General features: G+C 68.7%; 20 protein-coding genes and 1 pseudogene. 9 read left to right on the forward strand and 12 right to left on the reverse strand.

Annotated elements, in window-relative coordinates:
- Positions 1-167: 167 nt before the first annotated feature.
- Together ATL42_RS05335 and ATL42_RS05340 are read right to left on the reverse strand one after the other, a co-directional pair.
- Entirely contained in the window at positions 168-932 is a 765-nt protein-coding gene (locus ATL42_RS05335; RefSeq protein WP_098454457.1) for a hypothetical protein, read from the reverse strand.
- Positions 929-1,774: an AMP-binding protein gene (locus tag ATL42_RS05340; RefSeq protein WP_098454458.1), complete on the reverse strand. Its 846-nt coding sequence runs from the start codon at positions 1,772-1,774 to the stop codon at positions 929-931. Before ATL42_RS05340 ends, ATL42_RS05335 begins: the two co-directional genes overlap by 4 nt.
- Positions 1,775-1,967: 193 nt before the next feature.
- Here ATL42_RS05340 and ATL42_RS05345 point away from each other — a divergent pair, with 193 nt between their 5' ends.
- Both ATL42_RS05345 and ATL42_RS05350 read left to right on the forward strand, forming a co-directional pair.
- A complete protein-coding gene (locus ATL42_RS05345; RefSeq protein WP_098454459.1) occupies positions 1,968-2,609 on the forward strand; it encodes a malonic semialdehyde reductase in 642 nt (213 codons plus the stop codon).
- 186 nt (positions 2,610-2,795) lie between these two features.
- On the forward strand, positions 2,796-3,749 hold the full coding sequence (locus ATL42_RS05350; RefSeq protein WP_098454460.1) for an Acg family FMN-binding oxidoreductase: 954 nt from the start codon (positions 2,796-2,798) through the stop codon (positions 3,747-3,749).
- A 27-nt stretch (positions 3,750-3,776) separates the two neighbouring features.
- Here the strand turns inward: ATL42_RS05350 and ATL42_RS05355 are convergent, their stop codons facing one another.
- Together ATL42_RS05355 and ATL42_RS05360 are read right to left on the reverse strand one after the other, a co-directional pair.
- Complete coding sequence (locus ATL42_RS05355) at positions 3,777-5,198, reverse strand: CCA tRNA nucleotidyltransferase (RefSeq protein WP_098454461.1); 1,422 nt, start codon at positions 5,196-5,198, stop codon at positions 3,777-3,779.
- Positions 5,198-7,714, reverse strand: coding sequence for a glycoside hydrolase family 3 protein (locus ATL42_RS05360; RefSeq protein ID WP_098454462.1), 2,517 nt, complete (start codon positions 7,712-7,714; stop codon positions 5,198-5,200). The genes ATL42_RS05355 and ATL42_RS05360 overlap by 1 nt, the downstream gene beginning before the upstream one ends.
- A 258-nt stretch (positions 7,715-7,972) precedes the next feature.
- Between ATL42_RS05360 and ATL42_RS05365 the strand changes: the two genes are divergently transcribed.
- The 5 genes from ATL42_RS05365 to ATL42_RS05385 are packed head-to-tail and all read left to right on the forward strand — an operon-like array spanning position 7,973 to position 11,330.
- On the forward strand, positions 7,973-8,158 hold the full coding sequence (locus tag ATL42_RS05365) for a hypothetical protein (protein ID WP_098454463.1): 186 nt from the start codon (positions 7,973-7,975) through the stop codon (positions 8,156-8,158).
- A 38-nt stretch (positions 8,159-8,196) separates the two neighbouring features.
- Positions 8,197-9,609: an MBL fold metallo-hydrolase gene (locus ATL42_RS05370; RefSeq protein WP_098454464.1), complete on the forward strand. Its 1,413-nt coding sequence runs from the start codon at positions 8,197-8,199 to the stop codon at positions 9,607-9,609.
- A gap of 53 nt (positions 9,610-9,662) precedes the next feature.
- Entirely contained in the window at positions 9,663-10,445 is a 783-nt protein-coding gene (locus ATL42_RS05375) for a sulfite exporter TauE/SafE family protein (RefSeq protein WP_098454465.1), read from the forward strand.
- Complete coding sequence (locus ATL42_RS05380; protein ID WP_245862171.1) at positions 10,442-10,951, forward strand: DUF4395 domain-containing protein; 510 nt, start codon at positions 10,442-10,444, stop codon at positions 10,949-10,951. The genes ATL42_RS05375 and ATL42_RS05380 overlap by 4 nt, the downstream gene beginning before the upstream one ends.
- Positions 10,952-10,973: 22 nt before the next feature.
- A complete protein-coding gene (locus ATL42_RS05385) occupies positions 10,974-11,330 on the forward strand; it encodes a rhodanese-like domain-containing protein (RefSeq protein ID WP_098454466.1) in 357 nt (118 codons plus the stop codon).
- A gap of 55 nt (positions 11,331-11,385) precedes the next feature.
- On the opposite strand, the gene ATL42_RS05390 is transcribed toward ATL42_RS05385, so the two are convergent.
- Together ATL42_RS05390 and ATL42_RS05395 are read right to left on the reverse strand one after the other, a co-directional pair.
- Positions 11,386-12,351 (reverse strand): glycoside hydrolase family 19 protein, encoded by a 966-nt coding sequence (locus tag ATL42_RS05390; RefSeq protein WP_098454467.1) that lies wholly within the window; start codon positions 12,349-12,351, stop codon positions 11,386-11,388.
- Positions 12,352-12,483: 132 nt separating this feature from the next.
- Complete coding sequence (locus tag ATL42_RS05395; RefSeq protein WP_098454468.1) at positions 12,484-13,617, reverse strand: hypothetical protein; 1,134 nt, start codon at positions 13,615-13,617, stop codon at positions 12,484-12,486.
- Between the two features lie 430 nt (positions 13,618-14,047).
- Here ATL42_RS05395 and ATL42_RS05400 point away from each other — a divergent pair, with 430 nt between their 5' ends.
- The gene (locus ATL42_RS05400; protein WP_098456363.1) at positions 14,048-15,001 is read left to right on the forward strand and encodes an aminoglycoside phosphotransferase family protein; all 954 of its coding nucleotides are present in this window, start codon (positions 14,048-14,050) and stop codon (positions 14,999-15,001) included.
- A gap of 79 nt (positions 15,002-15,080) precedes the next feature.
- Here the strand turns inward: ATL42_RS05400 and ATL42_RS05405 are convergent, their stop codons facing one another.
- From ATL42_RS05405 to ATL42_RS05425, 5 genes are all read right to left on the reverse strand, one after another.
- A complete protein-coding gene (locus ATL42_RS05405) occupies positions 15,081-15,827 on the reverse strand; it encodes an ABC transporter permease (RefSeq protein ID WP_098454469.1) in 747 nt (248 codons plus the stop codon).
- 6 nt (positions 15,828-15,833) lie between these two features.
- Positions 15,834-16,595, reverse strand: a complete 762-nt coding sequence (locus tag ATL42_RS05410; protein ID WP_098454470.1) for an ABC transporter permease — start codon at positions 16,593-16,595, stop codon at positions 15,834-15,836.
- Positions 16,592-17,491, reverse strand: coding sequence for an ABC transporter ATP-binding protein (locus tag ATL42_RS05415; protein ID WP_098454471.1), 900 nt, complete (start codon positions 17,489-17,491; stop codon positions 16,592-16,594). The genes ATL42_RS05410 and ATL42_RS05415 overlap by 4 nt, the downstream gene beginning before the upstream one ends.
- Positions 17,492-17,677: 186 nt before the next feature.
- Positions 17,678-18,688, reverse strand: a complete 1,011-nt coding sequence (locus tag ATL42_RS05420) for a BUD32 family EKC/KEOPS complex subunit (RefSeq protein ID WP_098454472.1) — start codon at positions 18,686-18,688, stop codon at positions 17,678-17,680.
- A 320-nt stretch (positions 18,689-19,008) separates the two neighbouring features.
- Positions 19,009-20,484: an L-serine ammonia-lyase gene (locus ATL42_RS05425; protein ID WP_098454473.1), complete on the reverse strand. Its 1,476-nt coding sequence runs from the start codon at positions 20,482-20,484 to the stop codon at positions 19,009-19,011.
- 131 nt (positions 20,485-20,615) lie between these two features.
- Between ATL42_RS05425 and ATL42_RS16830 the strand changes: the two genes are divergently transcribed.
- Positions 20,616-20,750 (forward strand): hypothetical protein, encoded by a 135-nt coding sequence (locus tag ATL42_RS16830; protein WP_281254273.1) that lies wholly within the window; start codon positions 20,616-20,618, stop codon positions 20,748-20,750.
- Positions 20,751-20,795: 45 nt separating this feature from the next.
- On the opposite strand, the pseudogene ATL42_RS05430 reads toward ATL42_RS16830, so the two are convergent.
- Positions 20,796-21,128 (reverse strand): annotated as a pseudogene (locus ATL42_RS05430) (alcohol dehydrogenase catalytic domain-containing protein); the annotation flags it as partial.
- Positions 21,129-21,225 lie beyond the last annotated feature (97 nt).

The raw sequence follows: 21,225 nt of genomic DNA on the forward strand, positions 1-21,225 counted from the left end.
CGTCAGGTCGTCACGTCGGCTGAACGGTCGGGGTGCACCGTTCTCACGTTTCCATACGGTCCTCGTCGGCTCGTGGGGCTTTGGTCACCGGCGTCGCTCAGGAAACGGCCGGACACGGTCCAGATCCTGATGCCTTGGGCCTCGTCGAGCGTCCCTCGGGTACGGACCTAGCGCTGCACGAGCGCCTCGACGTCGAGGAGGCGCACGCGTCGCGGTTCGCGCGCGGCGAGCGCGCTGCGGTAGCCGCGCGGGGCTGGCAGAGCCGTCACAGCCAGGCCGACGAGACCAGGGGTGCCTGCCTCGGAGACGTGCCTCCATCGGGACGGGTCGACGACCACGTCGCCGACCAGCGACACGTCGCACACGAGCCGTGGGACCGGGCGCAGCATGTTCAACGGCGACTCCCGACCCGTGCCGACGGACCTGCGGACGGCATCCTTCTCGACCCAGCGTCCGATCCGCAGGTCGATCGCGGAGGCGACCCGTGACGGGACGCCGCGCTCGGCCGGGTGCAGCGCGACCACGTCGGTCGTGCTGAAGAGCCGCTCCGGGATCCGCTCGACACAGACCCCGACGGACGCGGCATCGTCAGCGACAGCCACGAGCACGTGGTCGTACGAGCTCGACGAGCTCGCGGTGAGGCCAGGTCCCCGTGCACGACCGTGCGGCACGCCGCAGACCGTGCAGGTCCGCACGAGGGTGAGGCTTGCGGCGTCTGCGACGTCCACACCGAGGCGGGCGGCCGCGACGAGACGCACGGCAGCCCGCCCGGCCAGCGTTCGACGGGCGTCGTCCGGCCGGCGTCTGCGCGCGACCGCTGACCGGTCGATGTCGTCGACGAGCCGCTGCGCACCCGTCCCGTCGTGCACACCGGCGGCCCGGTCGCAGGCTCGCAGCACCTCGGCGACGGACGCCGAGAGGAGGTCGATCATCGTCGGCCCGCCGCTCGTCGTGCGCCGTCGGGGCGCAGCCCTGCGACGAGGCACGCCTCGAACGCACCGAGCAGAGGACCGCCGTGCTCAGCGAGCGCCGCAGCGAGGTCGCTGTGCTGGACGTGCACGCGACGAGGTGTCCCGCCGTCGCCCGTGCCGTAGTCGAGACAGGCGAGGTCGTCGGGTGACGGCGGCGGGGGCACCTCTCCCCCGGTCACGCCGATGACGTCTTGGACCGTGCACACGTACCAGGAACGCCCCGCGGCCGTCGTGTCCCGGTCGGCTGTCGTCAGCGCGCCCAGGAGCGCCGACGCACGTCCGTCGTCGTCCGTGACGAGCAGGCGCGCATCGCTGTCCCGCAGGACGTAGGCGAGGTGGGCACCGGGGGCGGACACGTCGAGAGGCACGGCGACGGCTCCGGCGCGCAGCACGCCGAGGAACAGGACGGTCGCGTCGGCCGACCGGGGCAGAGCCACCGCGACGCGCTCCCCCGGGCGGACACCGAAGCTGACCAGACCGCGTGCGGCGGTCGTGACGACCTCGTCGAGGGCCTCGAACGTGAACTTCCGAGCAGCGTCGGCGAGGGCCGTCTCGTCGGGATGCTGGGCAACAGTCCGGGCGAACCGGTCCAGCACGGTGCCGCCGATCTGCGGCTGCGGCGACGCGCGACGGAGCGCCCGCGCGACGATCGTCGCCACCGACATGCCGAGCACACGCTGGGCGCGCGCCACCAGCTCGCGCGGACGTCCTCGGCCAGACGACTCGTCGGCTACCTCGTGGGGCACCTGGTCCTCGTCGGACCGCTCGTCGGGGTCGCACGTCGTCGCTCGTGCACGGTCCACGTGAAGCTCCTCCTGCCGGTCTGTGCTCGGCGCCGATCGGTGCCTCGATCATGGTTCGGAGCCGAGCAGGGCGTGGATGGGTCAGTTCGGGAAGGACGTGTCTCATGGTCCTCCCTGACGGCAGTCGCGCGCGGTGTGCTACGTCACACACGGTTCAGGACGCACGAAGGCCGCGGTCGGTGTTGTCGTCCGTATGACTACCGACACCGCCCCCACCGCTGACACCACGCTCGACGAGCTCCTCGAGATCGATCCAGCCACCGCGGGCCTGCTCTTCCGCGAGGCACGCACCGTCAACGTCTTCGCAGACGAGCCCGTGCCGGACGAGAAGATCCAGGCCGCATACGACCTCGTCCGCTGGGGACCGACAGCGATGAACACCGTTCCGCTGCGGTTGCTCGTCGTCCGCGAACCCGCGGCACGGGCTCGCCTCGTCGAGCACATGGCGGACGGCAACAAGACGAAGACCCTCTCTGCTCCGTTGACGATCGTCGCGGCTGCCGATCCGAGCTTCCACGAGCATCTGCCGGTGCTCGCGCCGCACATGAAAGGTGCTCGCGAGCGCTTCGCGGCCGGCAGCGAGGAGATGCGGGTCGGGATGGCGCGCACGTCTGCTCTCATCCAGGTGGGCTACCTCATCATCGGGCTGCGTGCAGCCGGGCTGCACGTCGGACCGATGACCGGGTTCGACGCGGACGGTGTCGACAGTGAGTTCTTCGACGAGAACGGTTGGAGGTCCCTCGTCGTCCTCAACGTCGGGATGCCCGCGAGCGAGGGTGCCTCGCACCCGCGCCAGGCGCGGCTGAGGTTCGACGAGGTCTCCCTCACGGTCTGACAGGCTGCCCGAGGCGGACGGTCCCGGACACAGACGGTCCGGTTACATGAGGATCAACGTCCGATCCGGGACCTTCCACCCTTTCCTCACACGATGTCCACGTGCTTGCATGGTGGGATCAGGCGACGGCGCCCGGATGTGCCACCCGCGGCGCCTGCAACGAGTGCGATCGGAAGGAATGGCGCCATGGACGTCGAAGACGCTCGCATCGAGAGGATCCTGTCCGCTGCGGCCAAAGCGCCCAGCGTGCACAACACGCAGCCGTGGGCGGTCGACGTGCACGGAGACCGGATCACGCTCCGTGCTGATCCAGCACGACAGCTCCGCCATGCTGATCCGACCGGCCGTGAGATGTACATCAGCTGCGGCGCGTTCCTCCTCAACCTCGAGGTTGCCGCCCGCCGGGAGTCGCTCACCGCTGTCACGACCGTCCTCCCGAGCTCGACAGACGACCTCCTCGTCGCCCGCGTCGTCCTGGAGAGCGCGCTGGAACCGACGATGGAGGAGCTCGAGCTCGCTGTCGCTATCGGTCACCGTGCAACGTCCCGCGCGCCGTTCGACGACGCTCCGCTCGACGTCGACGTGCTCAGCGAGATGCAGAACACCGCGCGCACCGATGGCGTAGGCCTACGGGTGATCCAGCCCTCGGAACCTGCGCGGTCGCAGGTGCTCGACCTCGTCCGCCGGTCAGAGGCTCTCGCGACGGAGGACGCTGTCGCCCGAGGCGAGGAGTCGGCGTGGACCACGCGCGACCCGGAGCGGCACGACGGCATCCCGGCGAGGCTGCTCGGTGCACCCGACGCGCAGGGGCACCGTCCGGTCCGTCGCTCGTGGGCCGACGCGGGGCCTGATGCAGAGCCGTTCGACCACCGTTCGACGATGGTGGTGCTCACGACGCCGGGCGACAAGCGCGAGGACTGGGTCGCTGCCGGTCAGGGGCTCGAGCACCTGCTGCTCGTCGCCACGAGCTACTACGTGCACGCGTCGTTCGCGACGACGGTGCTGGAGAACCCGACCACGCGCCACGACCTGGTCCGTGCGCTGGAGCTCGACGGTCAGCCTCAGATGCTCGTCCGGCTCGGTTACTCCGGCACCGAGCGGCACTCGCCTCGACGGACGGTCGAGGAGATCATCACCTGACGACCACCACATGGAACGAGGTTCGTCTCAGCGCGCGGCCAGCCAGGCCAGCGCGTCCTCCTCGCTCGTGATCACGCCTGTGTCCTGAGCGGCCAGTGCCGCAGCGAGGGTCGTCGCGAAGTGCGGTCCCGGCGTCATGCCTGCCTCGACGAGGTGCCTTCCCGTGAGGATCGCGGCCGTCGGCGTGCGCGTCGTGCCTGCCAGTTCGGCGAGCTCGAGCCAACGACCGGTGCTCGCCGGTCCGCTCGCTGTGCCGCGTCCCCCGCGGTCGGCGCCGGTGACCAGCGCCCACTCGAGCATCGTGGCCGGGACCAGGCGCCGAGCGAGCCGGCGCACGGCTGCAGCCGACGGGTCGCGCACCGTCGTGGCCACCATGTGCTCGCGCACGAGCGGCAGGACGCGCTCGATCACCGACCGGGGTGCGCCGGTGCGGGAGAGGAAGGTGTGCGCGATCGGGCGCCCGGCCTCGTCGTGGCCGTGCGAGGTGATCCGGCCGTCCGCGCGGTGCTGGGTGCTGACGGTCTTGCCGACGTCGTGCAGCATGGACGCCAGGACGACGACTGCGCGGTCCTCACCGGTCAGGCCTGCCTCGTCGGCCAGCCGGGCCCCGGCGTCGGCTGCCAGGCGGCTGTGCGCGAACACGTCTCCCTCGGGGTGCCAGCGCGGGTCCTGGGCGATGCCACGCTGGGCTGCCACCTCGGGAAAGTGCTCGATCCACCCTGTCTCGTCCAGCACGTCGAGCCATGCCGACGGGTGGGCAGCCGTCGCCGCCATGGCCTGCCACTCGCCCCACACCCGCTCGGTCGGCACGACCGCGAACTGTGGCGCGAGCTCGCGCGCCAGAGCCACAGTGGACGGGTCGAGAGTGAACCCGAGCTGCGCGGCGAAGCGTGCTGCACGCAGCACACGCAACGGGTCTGCCGAGAAGGCCGGACCCGTGTGGCGCAGGATCCCGGCGTCCAGGTCGGCGAGCCCGCCCCAGCAGTCGACGACCTCACCGGAGGCGGGGTCGAACGCCAGCGCGTTGATCGTGAGATCACGACGCGCCGAGGACTCCCGCAGGGTGGCCGACGGATCGACCACGACGTCGACGTCGTCAGGCCCGGAGCCGGTGCGCACCATGCGGCGCGGCAGGGCGACGTCGAACGACTCCCCCTGCGTGCGGACGACCAAGACCGAGAACGCCCGACCGACCTCGGCGACGTGGGCGACCCGCGAGAGCGCGGCGACGAGGGCTCGGGGCTCGAGCCCGTAGACCTCGATGTCGATGTCGTGCGGCGTCGACCCCGGCGCCAGGAGCGCGTCGCGGACGCACCCGCCGACCAGGAGGCCGCGCCCGCCCGCGCCGGTGATCGCACCGAGGACGCGGGCGGCTGCCGCCGTCGTCGGGACGGACGCCTGGCGCCGGACCTCTGCGGGGTGCCCGTGCTGGGACCGGTCTCCGCCCATCAGGCCACGGGTGGTTCCTCGACCGGGATGCTCCCCTGCTCGACGCCCCGCGCGCTGGCGCCGATCGTCTCGCTGAGCACGGGCAGCGCGAGAGCGAGCCGGAGCACCGTGCGCGCGGTGCGCTGGATCTCGCCGAGCGTGATGCCGTCCGGGCGGGCGAGCGAGTCGAGGAGGGAGGTCGTGGCGGCGGGGTCGAAGGTGCCGGTGGCGTGGTCGACCCAGCCGCCGGGCATGAAGACGTCGACCTGTGCGCGGACCCGGTAGGCGTCGTCGGTCACGGCCGTGAAGTCTGGGTCAGCGGCGCGCTGCATCCACCAGTCGGTGATGACGGTGCCCTCGAATCCCCACTCGTCGCGCAGGATCGTCGTGCACAGCTCGTCGTTGTAGTGCGACCACACGCCGTTGATCTTGTTGTACGACGTCATGAGCGTGTGCGGGCGCGCCTGCGTGAGGCAGATCTGGAACCCGCGCAGGTAGATCTCGCGCAGCGCCCGCTCGGAGACCCGCGAGTCGTTGAGGTTGCGGTTGGTCTCTTGGTTGTTGCACGCGAAGTGCTTGGGGCACGCAGCGACGCCCGCCTCCTGGACCCCTGCCACGACGGCGGCCGCGATGAGACCGGTGACGAGCGGGTCTTCGGAGAAGTACTCGAAGTTGCGACCGCACAGCGGGTCACGGTGGATGTTCATGCCTGGGCTGAGGAGCACGTGGGTGCCCTTGCGCACCATCTCTGCACCGTGGGTGGCCGCGAGCCGTCGCACGAGCGGGGCGTCCCACGTCGAGGCGAGCGCGGCACCGCACGGCAGGAGGGACGCGTAGGCGGCGATCCGGATGCCCGACGGGCCGTCCGTCGTCGTCACAGCAGGCACTCCGTGCGCGCGCAGCGACTCGGTGATCCCACCGAAGACGCCGGCGTTGCCGGGCGCCCCGAGCGGGCTGTCCATGACGATGTCGCCGCGGGTGAGCGCGTCGAGGTCGGCGAGCGAGAGCTGCGCGACGAGCTCGTCGAGCGTCGCGTCACCTCGGGCGACGTCGCCGAGCGTGATGCCACGGTCGAGGGTCGGCTCGACCGCGGGCACCTGGCGCGCCAAGACCCGCTCACGGCGCGAGACCTCCCGCGACGGGACGGCCTCCCACCCGACGACGGGGCGTCCGGCGTCGTCACGGGTGAGCGTCATCCGCTGGAACTGGTCCTGCGCGGTGGGCGCGCACGCCTCGGTCAGCTGCTCGACGACGCGGAGCTCGTCCACGGTGAACGTCGCGACCTGGGTCGCGGAGCGGACGTCGGTCCCGGCGAAGACGGTGTAGGTCCCCGTCTCGAGGACGTAGGCGGACCGGTGGCCGGTCACCCCGGAGTCGTCATAGGAGGCGAGGGAGGTGATCGGGACGGTCAGGCACAGCTCGTCGCTCTCCCCCGGTGCGAGCCGGCGGGACTTCGCGAAGGCCGCGAGCGCCCGGGCCGGCTTGCCGAGCAGCCCGTCCGGCGCCTGGACATAGACCTGGACGATCTCGGCCCCGGGGTGCTCGATGCCGGTGTTGGCGACGTGGGCGGTGACGGTGATCTCGTCGCTGCTGACGTCGGCGGTGGCGGTGAGGTCGAGCGTCGTGTAGCCGAGGCCGAACCCGAAGGGGAAGAGCACGGCGTGGGGGGCGAAGGTCTCGAAGTACCGGTAGCCGACGTAGATGTCTTCGGCGTAGTCGTTGTGCTCGAGCCCACCGAAGTTCGGTGCGCTCGGGTAGTCGGCGTAGTGGCGTGCGATGGTGTCGGTGAGCCGCCCGCCGGGCACCCGGACGCCGGTGAGCACGTCGGCGATCGCCCGCGCGCCTTCCATGCCGCCCTGCCAGGCGTAGAGCACGGCGGAGATCTTCTCGCCGTACTCTTCGAGCCAGGCGAGGTCGATGACGTTGCCGCAGTCGAGCACCACGACGGTGTGCGTGAACTCTGCGGTGATCGTGTCGAGCAGCTCGCGCTCGGCGTCGGTGAGGTAGTAGCTGCCCTTGGTCAGGGTGTTCTCGCGTGCCTCGCCGGCTGCGCGGCCGATGACGACGACGGCGGCGTCTGCTCGGGTCGCGGCGGCGGCGACGGCCGCGCGCTCGAGGGGCATCTCCTCGAAGAAGCGTGGCCAGTTCGCCCAGGTGCCTTCGTCGGGCGGGTTCTGCTCGCTCCAGCGGGTGTAGGTCTCGGCCAGCTCCGTGTCGACGGTGACGCGGCCGACGTCGCGCAGCGCGTCGAGGAGGTTCCAGGAGTAGGGGGCGTTGACGTCCCCGCCGGAGCCGTAGCCGACGGCGAAGTAGTCGATCTGCACGCGTCCGAAGAGGGCGACGCGCGAGCCGTCGCGCAGCGGGAGCGTCCCGTCGTTGCGGAGCAGGACTGCTCCGTCGGCGGCGGACTCCCGGCACAGCGCGGCCAGCTCCGGGTCGACGAAGGTGTCGGTGTCGACCAGCGTCGTGGACGCTTGCGCGAGCTCGTGCTCCCCTGCCGAGAGCGGTGGGGTGGGGCTGTCCGGCAGCGAGGTCATCAGGGCGTTCTCCAAGGTTGTCGAGTCGTCACGGTGCTGGCACGGAGGTGTCGTCACCGGATCGGGCATCGCCTGAACGATACCGAACGGTGCGGGCTCGGCTGCACCCGTGACGGTGCGACCGGGAGCTGCACGCGTGGGTCGGGCGGGGCAGCACTCGTGCAGAGGGTTGACAGTCTGGATACCCCTGGGGGTATCGTAGGGACATGCTCCTCGGGGTATCCAGGAGCCCGTCCGACAGATTCGAGGGACAACACGATGTGCCGAGCAGTGACGTGCCGAGTGTGCGAGAAGACGACCTGGGCAGGCTGCGGCCAGCACATCCAGGACGTGAAGCGAACCGTCCCAGCATCGAGCTGGTGCAACGGAAAGCACACGCCAGCCCAGATCGAGGCCGCCAAGGCCAACCGCGGCGGATTCTTCGCCCGCCTGTTCAACCGCTAGGACTCAACCGCCAGGACGTTCGAGAGGAAGAAAAGACCATGCTGCTAGAGCGCATCTACGACGAGGACCTCGCACAGGCGAGCTACCTCATCGGCTGCCAGGCGAAGGGTGAGGCGATCGTCGTCGACCCGCGCCGTGACCTCGACGTGTATCTCGATCTGGCCGCGAAGAACAACATGACGATCACGTCGGTCACCGAGACGCACATCCACGCGGACTACCTCTCGGGCACCCGCGAGCTCGCCGCACGCACCGGCGCCACGATCTACGTGTCCGACGAGGGCGGCCCCGACTGGACCTACGGCAGCGCGTTCGACGACGCCGTGCGCATGAAGGACGACCACGAGATCACGCTCGGCAACATCACCGTGCGCGCCGTCCACACGCCGGGCCACACACCCGAGCACATGTCGCTCCTCGTCACCGACGGCGCACAGGCCGACGCCCCCGGGTTCATGCTCACGGGCGACTTCGTGTTCGTCGGCGACCTCGGCCGCCCCGACCTCCTCGACGAGGCAGCGGGCGGCGTCGACACCCGCTTCGCCGGCGCCAAGGACCTCTTCGCGAGCCTGCGAGACCGGTTCCTTCCCCTCCCCGACTACGTCCAGGTGCTCCCGACCCACGGCTCGGGCAGCGCGTGCGGCAAGGCTCTGGGATCGATCCCGAGCACGACCGTCGGCTACGAGCGGGCCTTCGCCTGGTGGAGCACGTACCTCGAGAACGACGACGAGCAGGGCTTCATCGACGAGCTGCTCGACGGTCAGCCCGACGCGCACGCGTACTTCGCTCGCATGAAGGTGCAGAACAAGGTCGGCCCGGCCGTCATGGGCACGTTGCCCGACCTCGTCGAGTACTCCGCGGAACAGCTGACCGCCTCGCTCGAGGCCGACGACGTCATCTTCGTCGACACGCGCGACAACGTCGCCGTGCACCAGGGCACCGTCGACCGCTCCCTCAACATCCCTGGCGTCGCCAAGGCCGCCAGCTATGGCGCGTGGGTCGTCGATCCCGAGGTGGAGCACCGACCGCTCGTCGTCCTGGCGAAGGACGCCCAGGAAGCCGAGACCCTGCGCGACCACCTCGTCCGCGTCGGTATCGACACCGTAGCGGGCTACACGACCTCGCTCGACACCCTCGACCTCGTCAAGCCGCTGCTCGTGACACCGGACGACCTCGCCACGCTCCCCCACGCGCTCCTGCTCGACGTGCGCAACAAGACCGAGTACGCGGCAGGTCACCTTCCCGGCGCACAGCAGCTGAGCGGTGGGCGTGTCATGTGGCACCTCGACGAGCTGCCCGACGAGGGCACGATCGTCACCTACTGCCAGAGCGGCGTCCGCAACAGCGTCGCCGCGAGCGCCCTGCGCCGGATCGGTTATGACGTCGCCGAGCTCGAGGGCTCCTACCTGGGCTGGTCGGCGATCCCCGGCAACGTCCCGGTGACGTCCTAGTCCCTGAGCGTCCTCTGCTCGTCCCGTGCTCGAACCTTTCCGAGAGTCAGGTCATGGAACCCACCATCATCATCGTGCTCGTGCTCGCGGTGCTCGTCGGAGTCTCGCTCGGGCTGCTGGGCGGCGGCGGGTCGATCCTCACGGTCCCGATCCTCACGTACGTCCTGGGCATGGACCCGCAAGAGGCGATCGCTGCGTCGCTCTTCATCGTCGGTACGACGAGCGCGGTGAGCGTCATCTCGCACGGGCGTGCTGGTCGTGTCCGCTGGAAGATGGGCCTGATCTTCGGCACGGCCGGCATGACGGGTGCGTTCACCGGTGGTCTCGTCGGCGGGTACATCCCGGGCACGGTCCTCATGCTGCTGTTCGCGATCATGATGGTCGCCACGGCCACCGCCATGATCCGGGGCCGCAAGCGCGCTGACGACTCCGAGGAACCGAAAGAGCTGCCGCTCGCCCGGATCATCCTGGACGGGTTCCTCGTCGGGATCGCGACGGGTCTCGTGGGTGCGGGCGGCGGGTTCCTCGTCGTGCCTGCGCTGACGTTGCTCGGTGGGCTGCCGGTCGCGATCGCGATCGGGACGTCGCTCCTCATCATCGCCATGAAGTCCTATGCAGGCCTGGCCGGGTACCTCTTCACGGTGCAGATCCAGTGGCCGATCGTGCTGGCGTTCACGGCGGTCGCGATCGGTGGGTCGTTCATCGGGACGGCCCTTGCCGGGAAGATCCCGGAGAAGACCTTGCGCAAGGGCTTCGGGGTGTTCGTGCTCGTCATGGGCATGATCGTGCTGGCGCAGGAGATCCCTGACGCGTTCGCGCTCCTGACGGACGCATGACGGCGCCGCTCATCGGCACGAGGGTGCCTGGTTTCGACGTGCCGGTGATCGACGAGCGCGCTGTCCGCGCGGCGGCAGGGATCCTCTTCCTCGCGGGAGCGGTCGCGTTCGGTATGGCTGCGGCGTCAGGGTCAACGCGGCCGCTGCAGCCGTTCGGTATGTTCTTCATGCTCGACATGATGCTCCGGATCACGATGGGCGACCGGTGGTCCCCCGCCTTGCTGGTGGGGCGCCTGATCGTTCGCCGTCAGGCTCCTGAGTGGGTCGGTGCGCCGCAGAAGGAGTTCGCGTGGTGGCTCAGCTTCGGCCTCGCGGCTGTCTCGTGCGCGAGCATGGGCTTCTTGCCGGTGCCGTTCTCGTTGACGCTCGCCCTGTGCGGCGTGTGCTTGTCCATGCTGTTCGTCGAGACGGCGTTCGGCATCTGCGTCGGGTGCGCCCTGCAGCGTGTGCTCACCCGCACCCCGCCGCAGTACTGCCCCGGTGACACCTGCTCTGTTCCTACCTGAGACCTAGAACCTTGGAGAACCCATGTTCCGCACCATGTCCGCTGTCGGCGCCCTCGCCCTTGCACTCACGCTGTCGAGCTGTGCTGATGCTGAGCAGGTAACCGTGCCTGACGACGCGATCATCATCGACGTCCGCACCCCGGCCGAGTATGCGGAAGGTCACCTCGAGGGTGCGCAGCTGCTCGACCTCACGGGTGGGGAGCTTGCTGCGGCGATCCCGACCTTGGACCAGGACGCGGAGTACTTCGTCTACTGCAAGTCGGGCAACCGGTCTGGCCAGGCGACCCAGCTCATGACGGACGCCGGCATCACGGACATCACCGACCTGGGCTCGATGACGGACGCCGCGGAGGCGACGCAGATCGACGTCGTGCGCTGACTGCCCACGGGTGCACGTGGGCAGTCAGCGGCAGACATGCTGGCGTGAGGGGTGCTCAGCAGCTGAGGTTGGAGCCCGTCGTCGTGCCGAGGATCTGCACGAAGCTCTCGAACGCGGAGATGCGACTCTGCACCTGTGTGGGGTTGTTGCCGTTGCACTCGAGCGAACCGTTGATGGTGCGGATGGTCTCGCCGAAGCCGCTGCCGTTGACGATCGCATCGTGGCTGGTCATGGTGCCTGCGCCGGTCTGCGTGTTCCAGTACCAGAGGCCGGTCTTCCAGGCGACGGCCGGGTCCGTCTCGACGAGGGACGGGTTGTTGAGCAGGTCGATGCCGAGGGCGTCGCCGGCGGCCTTGTAGTTGAAGTTCCAGGAGAGCTGGATGGGTCCGCGTCCGTAGTAGGCCGACTGCCCGGCCGGGCACCCGTAGGACTGCGACCAGTCGCAGTAGTGCGAGTAGTTGGCCGTGTTGATCTCCTTGACGTAGACCAGCCCGCCGGTCTCGTGGTTGACGTTCGCGAGGAAGGCAGCCGCTTCACGCTTCGCGATCTCGGTTCCACCGGCCTGGGCGAACTCCGGGTAGGCGTCGAGCGCGGCGACGAGGCCCGCGTAGGTGTAGAACGAGCTCCGGTTCGGGAACATCTGGTTGAACTGGGCCTCGCTCACGATGAAGTCGCCAGGGACGCTCGGGGTCTCAGGCGTCTCGGTCGGGGTCGTGGTCGGCGTCGGGGTCGGCGTCGTCGATCCTCCGCAGGTGCCTTCGGAGCGCCAGACACCCCACTCCCCTGTGGTTCCGGGCGTCTCTTGTGTCGTCCACCAGCCGGCCTTCCAGTTGGAGCCGCCGTAGGACACGATCGCACCGTTGGTGTAGATGGTCGATGCGCTCCACGGGGCGGCGCAGGTGACCGCCGCAGCAGCACGTGAGGCGGGCCCGGCGACGACCCAGGCAACGCTGGTGGTCAGGAGCAGGGCGAGGATCGCCAGCAGCGTTGCTGGCCGGCGAAGCGTTGACGTTCCGAACATGAAGAGCCTTTCGTCTGTTTTGCGATGACTCTGACCATTAAGCCGACCGGGTGATGACTGGTCAACCTACGTACGGGGTTCCACGTATCTACGAGAGCGCCGCCCTGCGACACCGATCGTCGTGGAGGCGCGTCAGGACGTTGGCGACGCCGTCCTGGAGCGCTTCGTGTTCTGCTGCAGCGACATCTGCCGACGCTCGTACTCGCGGTTGCTGAAGGTTGCCCGGCGCACCACCTCTGCATCGCTGAAGTTTGCCCCCACCGCTCCTCCGATCGTCCCCATGGACGAGGCGAGCCACGCCAGGCTGACATAGTCGGTGAATCCGGCATCCGTGCGGAGGTACTCCTCGAGGTAGTCCACGTCGATGACGACGAGCGCTCCGAACAAGACCATGACGAAGAGAGCCAAGAACATGGCTGTCACGGCGATGAGCACGCTCGTCGCCGTAGCCGCGTTGTAGAGGACACGACGCTCGCGCCGGTGCGCGCCCTGGGGCGATTCCCACAGTCCGTGGGAGGAGATCAACCAGATCGTCATCGTCGCGACGGAGAGCAGGCTGATGAGCAGCAGCCGTCCGGGGCTGAGGTAGTCGGCCATCGACCAGATGCTCGTGTAGAAGATGCCGAACGCTGCCGTCCCGATCGCGCCGGCCATGGCTGACGACAACCGCGGCACGAGCCGGAGGGGTGCGCTGCTGCGCACCATGCCGGCAAAGACGATCAGCCGGCCGGGCAGCCCCTTCAGTGTTCGGACCGACTCCTGAGACTCGATCCCGTCGGTCTCGTCGTCGACTGCGGTGTCTCGCCCGACGAGCGTCCGCGGGCTGCCTGACCGGTTCTCATGATCGGCGCCGGAGTGCAAGGCCACCACCATGTGCAGGAGCAGCTGGCGCAGGGAGCGCGCTCCACCAAGACCGAGCGCGGCGACGGCGACCATGCCACCGCCGTGAGTGGTGTTCAGTGTTGCGAGCACGGGTTCGTCGAGCTGGTAGGTGGGCAGGTCGGTGAGATAGACCAAGTAGTCGCACCCGCGCTCGTCGCGCAGCGTCGACACGTTCGCGGCCAGCTGGACGAGGCCGTCGTCATCGAGCGGCAACAAGTACTCGTCGGCCTCGACCAGCCACTCGATCTCGTCTGCGCACTCGTTCACCAACAGCTGCGGCAGGTCTACTGCGGTTCTCTGCGCCAGCCGCAACGGTCGCCCCGGGTCGGCGATCAGCACCACGCAGATCTGACGCTTCGACGGTGGCTCGCTGTGAGCGTCCATACGGTGACCCCTACCCATCTTTGCCCTAGGCAGCTGTGATCTCGGATCCGTGGCACGTCGCGTTCGGGCCGGTCAGGGCCGGTGCGCGCCGACGGTCTGTGCGGACATAACGGACGGGCGATCATATCGCCCGTTCACCCTCTCCGCTGAGCGGTCGATGTCACTGCCGTGAGGTGGGCATCGGCTGAGGAAAATCTGTTGGGCACACAGCACCTGCGTGCGACGATCGTCGAGCTCGGCTCGATCGTCCACGGCCGATCGTGTCCACACTGCCCAGAGCGGAGACCTCTCTGATGACCAGCACATGCCCGAGCCTGCCGACCCACGCCTTGCGAGAGGCCAGATCCAGGCTCGGCCATGGCCGGTGGACCGACGTGTTCGGCGAGGCTCACCTCGTCACCGACGGTCTACAGGTCCGTTGATCGTGGAGATGCCGCGGAGTCCGTCCACGGTGGAGCCGCAGGCGCCTGCGGCGAAGATGCACGCCGACGAGCTGGACATCGACGAGGAGCTGGTCGCTGCTCTCGTCGCCGAGCAGTTCCCGCAATGGGCACGGTTGCCTGTCCTGCGTGTGCTGTCGTCAGGCACCGACAACGCCATGTTCCGGCTCGGCGACGAGCTCGTGGTCCGGCTCCCCCGCATTCCGTCGGCGGCCCGGCAGGTGTCCAAGGAACAGCGGTGGCTGCCCCACCTGGCGCCCTCGCTGCCGCTGGAGATCCCCGCCCCGGTCGGCCTCGGCCAGACGAGCGACGCGTTCCCGCTGCCGTGGTCTGTCTACAGGTGGATCGAGGGCTCAGACGCGGCCGCTGCGCCGCCCACCGACCTGACCGAGACCGCCCAGAGGCTGGGCGAGTTCGTGCACGCGCTCGAGCGGGTCCCGTCCGCAGGCGGGCCTGCGTCGTTCCGCGGCGGACCGCTCTCGAGCCGCGACGTGAGCACACGAGTGGAGATCGACGACCTTGGCGGCGCCGGGAAGATCGACGGCGACCGTGCGCGCTGGTACTGGGACAGCGTTCTCGCGCTGCCGCGGTGGAACGGAGAGCCGGTGTGGCTGCACAGCGACCTGCTCCCGGGCAACCTGGTGACCGTCGACGGCGTGGTGACCGCGGTCATCGACTTCGGCGGGTGCGGCACCGGTGACCCTGCGTGCGACCTCATGGCGGCGTGGACGGTCCTCGACGAGGCTTCCCGCCCGACGTTCCGCGCTGCCGCCGGTGTCGACGACGACACCTGGGCTCGCGGTCGAGGATGGGCCTTCTGCTTCGGTGTCGGCGCGTGGCACTACTACGAGGTGACGAACACTGCGCTGGCCGGCGTCGGTCGCCGCACCGCGCTCGCCATCCTCGACAAGGTCGGCCGGTGGCACGGCGCGCCTTCTGCCTGAGCGCGGGCTCTCCTCGAGGCACGCGGTCCTGGGCGGGCGTCTCCCCTGGTCCCGAGCACAGGTGCGGTCTCCAGCAGCCTCAGCGGAGCTTGACGACCCGGACAGCGACGACAGTGAGCCAGGCGAACGCCGCCGCGATGACGATCGCGACGAGGAGCATCGGTAGCACGTCGCTGGCGGTGAGCCCTCCGGATGCCGCGATGGCGGTGGAGCCGAGGTTCAGCGCCCGGGTGTTGATCGCCTGAGGTAGGACGTAGCCCAGGGGTCGCAGTGTCGTGGAGGTGACGGCGGCGATGCCGAGCACGCACCCGACCAGGCAGAGCGCGACGGGCGCGGCGAAGGAGCGCAGGAGCATCGAGAGCAGAGACTGCAGGGCGATGAGCGGCAGGGCTGCGACGACGGCGATGAGGCCTACGGCAACGACCTCCCAGGGGACGGGGCCTTCCAGGTTGAGGACGAGTGTCCCGGAGATCGCGGTTCCGGTGACGAGCACCGTGTCCATGATGGCGACGGGCAGGAGGACGACTGCGATCTTGGCCAGGACGAGGCGTGTGGCTCCGGTGGTCGAGGTCAGCAGCAGGTTCCAGCTCGTGCCACGGTGTTCGACGCGCCAGACGGCGGCGGCGAGCAGGCTGATGCCCATCGAGTAGAAGAGCAGGCCGTAGAAGAGCACGACCTGGGAGGTGAAGGACGCCCAGCCGGCGTCGAGGGCGTCGGTGTTGTTGGCCAGGTTGATGGTGCCGGTGACGACGGTGAGGACGGGCAGGATCACGGCGATGATCCAGGTGCTGGATCTCTTGAGCTTGATGAGCTCGGCGCGGAACATGGGTGGCTATTCTCCGATGTGGTCGAGGCGACGCGTGCTCACGATGAACGCGGCTGCGACGAGGACGAGGAATCCGGTGATCCATCCGTAGGGCGCTTGGACGTAGTCGACGTCTGCGCCGGACGGGCCGGACTGGCCTGCCTGGGAGATGACGGCGTAGTACCCCCAGGGGATGACCCGGCTCACCGCGGCGGGCACGAGCAGGGAGAAGACCGCCAGGAACGCGCCGAGCATGCCGACGCCCACGCTCAGGAGCTGGTTCTCCACCCGGGCGGCGAGCCAGATGTGCAGGGCGCAGAAGGCGACGTCGATCAGGAACAGGAGCGTCGTGTAGGCGGCCCACGGCACGGCATCCACGGGCGTCTGGATTCCCGCGAGGACGCCGATGCTGATGACGAGGAGCGTCTGCAGCGCGATCGCTGGTGCCAGCAGGAGTGCCAGTGCGACGAGCTTTGCGCGGCAGAGGCTGCCTGGGGTGCGCCCAGCGGAGGCGGCGAGGATCCAGCCGGAGCCGGTGTGCTCGATGTCGGTCTGTCTGCTGGCGAGCACGGCGGTGAGGATCGGTGAGGTCATCGCTGCGATCAGGGTGTAGCTCAGGAGCAGCGCCGCCCAGGGTGTCGCGGTCGGATTGGTGAGTGTCTGTTGCGTCGTGCTGGAGAACAAGGATGCGGAGCTGAGCGCCGCGACGGCGACGACGAGGCCAACGAGGATGGGCATCGTGCGCAGCCGCCGCATCTTGCGGAGCTCGAGCCCGACAGGTCCGTTCACAGGAGTCCTCCGCGGCCGGTGAGGTCCATGAACACGTCTTCGAGGCTGCGGTGGACGCGGCGGACCTCGTGGATGGGCACGTCGGCCTCGGCCAGGCGCTTGACCAGCGCCGCGGTCTCGTCCTTGTCGTATCCGCTGACCTGGATGCCGCCGCTTGTTGCCACCGCGCCGGGAACGCATCGCAGGGCTTCGCTCGGTGCGGTGGTCTCGATGACGAGGTCGGGGAGCGACTGGTCGAAGAGCTGGGTCCGGGTTCCCTGAAAGATCATCGTCCCGGCGGAGAGGATGCCCAGGACGGAGGCCATCTTGTCGATCTCGTCGAGCAGGTGGCTGGAGACCATGACCGTGATGCCCTGCCCGGCCAGGTCGACGAGGAGGGTCCGGATCTCTTCGATCCCGGCAGGGTCGAGGCCGTTCGTCGGTTCGTCGAGAACCAGGAGCGCGGGGTCACGGGCGAGGGCCATCGCGATGCCGAGGCGCTGCTTCATGCCGAGCGAGTAGTTGCGGACGAGCTTTGCCTTGTGCTCGGTGAGTCGCACCGTGGCCAGTGCCCGCTCGATCTGCGCGTCGGTGAGACCGAGCATGCAGCGCACGATCTGCATGTTCTCCCACCCTGTCAGGTGCCCGTACCCGGCGGGAGCCTCGATCATCGAGCCGATCGAAGGAAGCACCTGGGCGCGAGAGGCTCGTGTGAGCGGTTGCCCGAACAGCTCGATGTTCCCGCTCGTGGGCTGAGTGAGCCCCAGGAGCATCTTCATCGTCGTGGACTTCCCGGAGCCGTTGGGGCCGAGGAATCCGTAGACGACGCCCTGTGGCACGGCCAGGTCCAGGTCGTTCACAGCCGTGTGGTCTCTGAAGCGCTTCGTGAGCCCGCGGGTCGCGATGACGGGGCTCACGACGGTCTTCTCTCTGTGATCAGCATGGCATTCATCATTGCGACATATCGATCATTATGGATCGTGCTCTGGGTGGACTGGCGCGTCCGTCTCCGGTCGTACTGTCCGCGCGATCGGAGGAAGCGACGTACACCCGGAGACGGAGACGCGTCAGCGGGATGTGCTGTCGACGACGACCAGGTTCGGTTACCTTCCGGAATACTCTGCGTGGATGTCGCCGTCGACCAGGCGCCAGCTGAAGTCGTTCATCCGGGCTGCCGCGGGAGCGTGACGGGCGAGGATGCGCGCCACGACTGCGGGCACGTCCTGCGGGATGTCCCCCGTCGCGCACTGGCTGACGTAGGCGTTGCGTGCCGCGAGACCGTCGCTGGCCAGCAGCGGCACCTCACATGCCCGTGTGACCAGCCAGTTGACCAGTCGCATCGCCGCGTAGTCGGCATCGTGGTCGATGTTCTGGGCCACGAAGTCGCGCTCGGTGTCCGACAGGTCGAACTGGGGCGATGTAGCTAGCCCGAAGTCGACGAGGTAGATCCGGTCACCGTCGGCGCGCATGTTGCCAAAGTGTCCGTCCATGTGGAGCACCTCGCGGCGACGCAGGAACGCGACTGCTTCGACGAGCTGCTGCTCGACCGTTTCGGCCTTGCCCATCGGGTCGTCCAGGATGTCGGCCAGCGAGTCAGGCAGGTACTCGAGAAAGAGGACAAGGCTGGAGCGCGCGCCCTCAAGCTCCTCGAAGCGGGTCCGCACCGCAGTGCTGCCCTCAAACTGTTCGACGACTGCCTCGATGTCCTGATGCTCGACCGCGACGGGTGGGCGGCCTGGCAGCACCCGCCAGTGATGCAGGAGCGCGAACAACTCGGACTCACCGCTGAGGACGCCGTCGGTGACGATGATATTGGCGGCCAGCTCGCGCCACGCGCCGAAGCCCGGGCCTGCGAGGGGGTGCATGCCGTAGTGGCAGAAGGTCGGCAGGTCGAACAGGTTCGCGGTGCTGCGCGGATGCGCCAGCTCTCGATCGGTGATCGGAATCTGCTTGGCGAACACCCTGATGTCGTCGATGTCGAGCACTGACGAACCACCGCCCACACCCACTTCGCTGAGGGGCACAGCATGAAGAAGTGCTGCCAGGTCGTGGTCGCCACGAGCCTCGAGCGCAGCTGACACGCGGTCGTGACGAACACGTCGGGTGCTGAGCATCGAGCAAATCTACCTGCCGGTGGGATCCTTAAGAGAGCTCCTCGCCGCCGGAGGACTCACCCCGTGATCCCCACCGAATCGGCGAAGAGCCGCATAAGCAGTGTGGATGTCCGAGTGGCAGATGCCAACGAACTCGGTGTCAATACGGACGTCGAGCGCGCTGACTGACGGGCGCGTGCCACGTCGTCGGACCTGGTCGCCTTCGTACAGTGCAATGGCACGTCCACGCCACCCGAGAGAGATGTGCTGGCAGTGCACCTCAGCGTGCGTCAGGGGCGCGCGAGAGAATTCACAAGGAGAGTCAGGCCGGCCGCTCCGCATCAGCACTCGATGACATTGACCGCAAGTCCTCCCGTACTGGTCTCCTTGTACTTGGTGGACATGTCAAGACCGGTCTGGCGCATGGTCTCGATGACTGTGTCGAGGCTGACGACGTGCGATCCGTCACCCTGGAGCGCAAGCCTTGTCGCGGACACTGCGGTGCACGCGGCGATGGCGTTGCGCTCGATGCACGGCACCTGCACGAGCCCTCCGACGGGGTCGCAGGTCAGTCCAAGGTTGTGCTCCATGGCGATCTCGGCAGCATTTTCGATCTGAAGCGGGGTCCCTCCCATCACAGCGGTGAGAGCACCGGCGGCCATCGAGCACGCGGACCCGACCTCACCCTGGCATCCGGCCTCCGCTCCGGAGATGGACGCGTTGCGCTTGTAGAGCGCTCCGATCGCCCCAGCAGTCAACAGGTAGGTGCGCATGGTGGCGCGGCGCGCCTCCTCGTCCTGGGCCAGGTCGGGACGCTGGCGCAGGAGGTGCCGCCCGACCGCCGGGATCACCCCGGCGGCTCCGTTCGTGGGTGCGGTGACGACGCGACGGCCGTCGGCGTTCTCCTCGTTGACGGCCATGGCGAAGGCCTGCAACCACTCGATGGCCGTGTCCTGCCCGCGCTTCTCCAGCTCGGAGAGCTGATCCCCCAGCGCCCGCGCACGTCGCTTCACGTTGAGAGAGCCAGGCAGGACGCCCACACGCGCGAGCCCGGCGTCGACGCACTCCGACATGACACGCCAGATCGCGTCGAGCCCACTGATCACCTCCGCGGCGGGGCGGAGCGCACACTCGTTCTCCCAGGCGATCTCAGCGATGCTCATGCCGGTCGCGTCGCACAGGACGAGGAGCTCGTCCGCGCTCGCGAAGGGGTGGGGAACGACGTCGATGACGTCCACGGCGGGCACCGGCGGGCGGTGGGTCGGGTCGGCTCCGCGGGCTGCGCCCGAGGCATCCACCGCAGCGAGGTCTTCGGCGGCGACGACGAATCCCCCGCCCACGGAGTAGTAGTCCTTCTCGGACAAGATGATCGGCGTGCTGGGCTCGTCCACTGTGGCGAACGCCGTGAACCGCATCCCGTTGGGGTGCCCGGGCATACGAGTGAGGGGAGCTAGCACGACGTCGTCGCGGGTCATCGTGATCTCGTGACCGCCGGAGACAGCGTGCGTCTCGTCGAGCTCGACGGTGCACCCGTCTCCGAGAGCGGCGACGCCACCGGGGATCGCCGCCGGATCGCACGTCTCGGGGGCGTGTCCGCGCAGGCCGGCCAGGACAGCGTCAGGAGTGCCGTGACCGAGGCCAGTGGCTCCGAGCGACCCGCACAGCTTGACCGTCACTCGTCCCACCTGTGACAGCACTCCCTCGTCGGCGAGGGACGTGACGAAGGCCGTCGCAGCACGCATGGGCCCGACGGTATGGGAGCTGGACGGCCCGATCCCCACGGAGAACAGGTCGAGCACGGAGATGTAAGAAACCATGGGCCCATACTGAACCCCGCGGGCCGTGTCTGGCGCACCAGAGCCGGGAGAGCACGCCCCCCGATGAGCGATCAGCAGCGATTGTGCTCTCGCTCGCTCATCCGACTTCCTCTTCCTGAGCGTCAACGACGATGCGGGCAGTTGGCACGTCCTTGGCTCGGTACTTCTCCGGGGTGCGCGTGCGGCCGGACGCGGCGTACTCGTGGAACGTCGACTTCATCACGGCCCAGATGATCAAGAGGGTGCTCAGGGCTGTGACGCCGTGATCGTGGGCGGTCTTCAGCAGGTGGCGCCACCAAACTCAGGTCTGGGGTGCGGGTGCCGTCGACGTCGGTGGTGGCGTAGGTGCCGATGTTGCCCTTGAGGCAGTACTGCTCGAGGCCCTTCTCGCACTGGACGCACTCGCCGCACGAGTTGACCATGCAGCCCACACCGACGCGGTCGCCGACGGAGAACTTCGTGACGTCGGGTCCGACCTCGGCGACGACACCGGCGATCTCGTACCCGACGACGAGCGGGTACTGGACCCCGCCCCACTCGGCGCGAGGGGTGTGGATGTCGGAGTGGCAGATGCCGGCGAACTTGATGTCGATACGGACGTCGAGCGGACCGACGTCACGGCGCTCGATCGTGGTGCGCGACAGCGGCTGGTCGGCTGCCGTGGCGGCTTAGCCTCGATCTTTCATGGCGGGGTGTGTCTCAGCAGGTGTCGTGAGACAAGAAAGTGCTCCTGAACTGGGA

Source organism: Sanguibacter antarcticus (assembly GCF_002564005.1).
GTDB lineage: Bacteria > Actinomycetota > Actinomycetes > Actinomycetales > Cellulomonadaceae > Sanguibacter > Sanguibacter antarcticus.